The sequence below is a fragment of the Streptomyces sp. SID14478 genome, assembly GCF_010548525.1.
Taxonomy (GTDB): Bacteria; Actinomycetota; Actinomycetes; order Streptomycetales; family Streptomycetaceae; genus Streptomyces.
The window spans coordinates 1-4,413 of sequence record NZ_JAAGMG010000080.1 but is presented as its reverse complement, the minus strand read 5'-3'; the positions used below and the strand labels follow the sequence as shown (position 1 = coordinate 4,413).

Below are 4,413 nucleotides of genomic sequence, written 5' to 3'. Positions count from 1 at the left end.
CCCGCGTCGACCCCGCCGCCCTCCTCGTCGGCGCCGCCCGCGACGCGTACCCCGTCACCCGACGCGAGCCGCACCACTGCCGCGCCGAGTCGCACCGCTCCGCCGGCGACCCGGCACTCCCCCTCGCACGACGGCGGGGCCCTGCACCGCGGTGACCGCGGCCCGGAGGTCTCCGAACTCCAGTACCGCTTGCGGAAGTTGAACCTCTACGCGGACGAGCCGGACGGCGATTTCGACGACCGTACGGTGTTGGCGGTGGCGACGTACCAGTTCGCCCGCGGCATCGACGGGGACGCCACGGGCACCTACGGCCCGGCGACGCGCCGGGCCCTGGAGGCCGAGACCGGCTGAGCGGCCCGGGGTCGGTCAGCCGATGTGGAGCAGGATCTCCCCGTCGACGGCGGCCTCGACGCGTACCGCCGTCAGGTCCGGCACGTGGACGGTGGGCCCGTGCGCCCCGGCACGCGGTCCGACCCCGACGACGCGCATGCCGGCGGCGAGCCCCGCCGCGATCCCCGCGCCGGAGTCCTCGAAGACCACGCAGTCCGCCGGGGCGATGCCCAGCTCCGCTGCGCCCTTGAGGAATCCCTCGGGGTCGGGCTTGCTGGCGCCCACGTTCTCCGCGGTCACCCGCACCGCCGGGTACGGCAGCCCCGCGGCGGCCATCCGCCCGGTGGACAGGGGGACGTCCGCCGACGTGACCAGCGCGTGCGGCAGCCCGCCGGACAGCAGCGAGTCGAGGAACTGCGCCGCGCCGGGGACGGGCACGACCCCGTCCATGTCCGCGGTCTCCGCGGCGAGCATGCGGGCGTTGTCGGCGAGGTTCTCGGCCACGGGGCGCTCGGGCAGCAGCTCGGCCATCGTGGCGTGCCCCTGCCGTCCGTGGGCGACGCGCATGACCGCGTCGGCGTCCAGGCCCTGCGCGACGGCCCAGCGCCGCCAGATCCGCTCGACCACGGCATCGGAGTTGACGAGCGTGCCGTCCATGTCGAGGAGGAGGGCGCGCGCGGACAGAACGGTGGGCGTGGCCGTCATCGGCAGGCTCCTGAGAACGGAGACGTGAGGGAAGACAAGGCGGCCCCGCCCGCCGGTCAGGGTGTGCGGGCGGGAACCACTTTGTTTCTTCACGATACAAAACGCAGCCCGGTGATCGCCAATCGCACCGGCCCGCGCCCTCGCGGCGGCCGGGCAGCAGGGTCCGGGGCAGGCCCGCGCACCCCGCACCCCACCCGCGGAAACACGCACCTCCACCCCCAAGGGCCGAGCCCCACCCAATTCCCGGCAGAACCAACGGAGTTACGGGTCTTGCCCCGCACCCTGGATTGACGCGACCCTGTCACCCAACGCACACCTCCCGGAAACCCCCGCCCCCCACGATGGCGCCAACCACCCCCCACACCAAGGGAGTTCACCCCATGCTCCGCACACCCCTGCGCACGGCCGCCTTCTACGCGCGTCGACCGCTTCTCGCCACCGGCGCCGCCGGCCTCGTCGCCGCCCTCGGCCTCCTCAGCGCCCCCGCCGCCCAGGCCGCCCTGCCCACCCCGGTCAGCGCCGCCACCGCCCGCACCTACCTCTCCGAACTGACCGTCAAGGCGGAGGGCTCCGCCGACGGCTACAGCCGCGACAAGTTCCCGCACTGGATCACCCAGTCCGGCTCCTGCGACACCCGCGAGGTCGTCCTCAAGCGCGACGGCACGGGCGTCTCCCAGGGCTCCGACTGCGCGGCGGCTTCCGGCAGTTGGTACTCGCAGTACGACGGCGCCACCTGGACCGCGTCGGGCGACGTCGACATCGACCACATGGTGCCGCTGTCCGAGGCGTGGAAGTCCGGCGCGAGCTCCTGGACGACGGCGCAGCGCCAGTCCTTCGCCAACGACCTCACCCGCCCCCAGCTCATCGCCGTCACCGACAACGTCAACCAGTCCAAGGGCGACAAGGACCCGGCCGAGTGGATGCCGCCGCGCGCCGCGTACGCCTGCACGTACCTGCGGGCGTACGTCCAGGTGAAGCACTACTACGACCTCACGGTCGACTCGGCGGAGAAGTCGGCGATCCAGTCGAAGCTGAGCGGCTGCTGACCGGCTGCCGATCTGTTACCCCCCGGAACCACGCACCCGCCTCCGGCGTTCCGTACCCTACGGGCCGACGACCAATGGTTCGTGCGGTACGGAGAGCGGAGGAGATCACGTGGCGAGGCTGCGCCTGGGACCACTGTTGCGGTACGTGGACGAGGAGGCGGCGACGGTCTGGGTCGAGACGAGCCGGCCCTGCGTCGCCGAGGTGCGCTGCGCGGACGGCGCCGCCGGGAGCGCGCGGACCTTCCAGATCGACGGCCACCACTACGCCCTGGTCCCGGTGAGCGGCCTGACGCCGGGCACCGAGACGGCGTACGAGGTGGTCCTGGACGGCGGCCGGGTCTGGCCCGAGCCGGAGTCCCGCTTCCCCGACAGCACCATCCGCACCCCGCGGTACGGCGCCGACGAGCCGCTCCGCGTCACCTTCGGCTCCTGCCGCTGGGCCGCGCCGCCCTCCGACGAGCACGACCCCGTCGGCCCGGACGCCCTGGACACGCTCGCCGCCCGTCTGGCCGCCGACCCGGCCGCCGAGCGCCCCGACGTCCTCGTGCTCCTGGGCGACCAGGTGTACGCGGACGAGACGTCCCCGGCGACGCAGGAGTGGCTGGCCCGCCGCCGCGACCTCACGGACCCGCCGGGCACCGAGGTCGCGGACTACCAGGAGTACGCGCACCTGTACGACGAGTCCTGGCTCGACCCGGAGATCCGCTGGCTGCTGTCCACGGTGCCCAGCTGCATGCTCTTCGACGACCACGACGTGATCGACGACTGGAACACCAGCGCGGCCTGGCTGCGCGAGATGCGCGAGCTCCCCTGGTGGCGCGAGCGCATCCTGAGCGGGCTGATGTCGTACTGGGTGTACCAGCACATCGGGAACCTGCCGCCGGGCGAACTCGCCGCCGACCCGGTCTACGAGGCGGTGTGCGCGAGCGCCGACGGCACCGACGTGCTGCGCGAGTTCGCCGCCCGCGCGGACTCCGACCCCACCTGTGCCCGCTGGAGCTACCGCCGCGACTTCGGCCGCACGCGCCTGCTGATGGTCGACACCCGCGCCGCCCGCGTCCTGGACGAGCAGAACAGGGCGATGCTCGACCCGGACGAGGCCCGGTGGGTGCGCGCCCAGGCCCTCGACGGCCAATCCGTCGAGGAGGGCGCCCCCGGCGCCTACGACCACCTCCTCATCGGTTCGTCCCTGCCCTGGCTGCTGCCCCACCTCATCCACGACGCCGAGCACTGGAACGCGGCGATGGCCCGGGGCGAGCGCGGCGAGCGCTGGGCCGGGCGCGGCGAGAACCTGCGCAGGCAGGCGGACCTGGAGCACTGGGCGGCCTTCCCCGCCTCGTTCGACTGGCTCACGGACCTGGTCGCCGAGGCGGGCTCGGGTCCCGCGGCGCCCGCGACCGTCTCGGTCCTCGGCGGCGACGTGCACCACGCCTACATCGCCGAACCGTCCTGGCCGGCCGGTCCCGCGGCGCCCACCGCCCGCGTCCTGCAGCTCACCTGCTCCCCCGTCCACAACTCGATCCCCCGGTACATACGCGTCGGCTTCCGCTTCGGCTGGAGCCGCGCGGGGCGCCTCCTCGGCCGGCGCTTCGCCCGGCACGCACGCGCGGCAGCACCCCGGATCAGCTGGCGCAAGGCAGGCGGGCCCTGGTTCGGGAACCATCTGATGACCTTGACCCTGCGCGGCCGTGCGGCGGACCTCACCCTCGACCAGGCCGACGCACAACGCGGCCTGGTCCGGGCGGACGACCGGAAGATCGCCTGACCCCCGCCCGCGCGCCCTCCCGCGCTCCGTGATCCATTTCACACCTGGAGTCCCGCACGCCACTCCTCCCGGCCAAACGGCATGATGAGGCGGACCGTCCGCTTCCAGCAGCCCCACATGCCCCGGGAGTTCCGTTTTGCCCGCCCCTCACCCCGAGTTCAGCCTGGCGATCGTCGGCGCGGGCCCGCGTGGCACGAGCGTCCTGGAGCGGCTGACCGCCTCCGTCGACGAACTGCTCCCGGCGGACGCCCGGCTCACCGTGCACGTGGTCGACCCGTGTCCGCCGGGCGCCGGCGGCGTCTGGCGCACCGACCAGGCGCCCGAGCTCCTGATGAACACGGTCGCCTCACAGGTGACCCTCTACACCGACGACTCGGTGGACTGCGCGGGCCCCGTCCGGCCGGGGCCGAGCCTGTACGAGTGGGCCGCACGGCACGACGTGCCCCTCGGCCCGGACGACTACCCGAGCCGCGCCCAGTACGGCCGCTACCTGCGCCAGGTCTTCGCCGCGGCCGTCGCCGCGGCCCCGGCCCGCGTCGAGGTCGTCGTGCACGCCACCCGCGCCGT

At 74.0% G+C, this 4,413-nt stretch carries 5 protein-coding genes; 4 read left to right on the top strand and 1 reads right to left on the bottom strand.

Annotation, left to right across the window (positions count from 1 at the left end; genetic code table 11):
- Positions 1 to 351 (top strand): peptidoglycan-binding domain-containing protein (locus G3I40_RS02875; protein WP_164300562.1); only part of this gene is annotated, 351 nt, incomplete at its 5' end.
- A 15-nt stretch (positions 352 to 366) separates the two neighbouring features.
- On the opposite strand, the gene G3I40_RS02870 is transcribed toward G3I40_RS02875, so the two are convergent.
- Positions 367 to 1,035: an HAD-IA family hydrolase gene (locus tag G3I40_RS02870; protein ID WP_203643323.1), complete on the bottom strand. Its 669-nt coding sequence runs from the start codon at positions 1,033 to 1,035 to the stop codon at positions 367 to 369.
- A gap of 380 nt (positions 1,036 to 1,415) precedes the next feature.
- Here G3I40_RS02870 and G3I40_RS02865 point away from each other — a divergent pair, with 380 nt between their 5' ends.
- From G3I40_RS02865 to G3I40_RS02855, 3 genes are all read left to right on the top strand, one after another.
- On the top strand, positions 1,416 to 2,081 hold the full coding sequence (locus G3I40_RS02865) for an HNH endonuclease family protein (RefSeq protein ID WP_164300561.1): 666 nt from the start codon (positions 1,416 to 1,418) through the stop codon (positions 2,079 to 2,081).
- Positions 2,082 to 2,190: 109 nt separating this feature from the next.
- Entirely contained in the window at positions 2,191 to 3,846 is a 1,656-nt protein-coding gene (locus G3I40_RS02860; protein WP_164300560.1) for an alkaline phosphatase D family protein, read from the top strand.
- 136 nt (positions 3,847 to 3,982) lie between these two features.
- A partial coding sequence (locus G3I40_RS02855; RefSeq protein ID WP_164300559.1) for an FAD/NAD(P)-binding protein occupies positions 3,983 to 4,413 on the top strand: 431 nt, incomplete at its 3' end.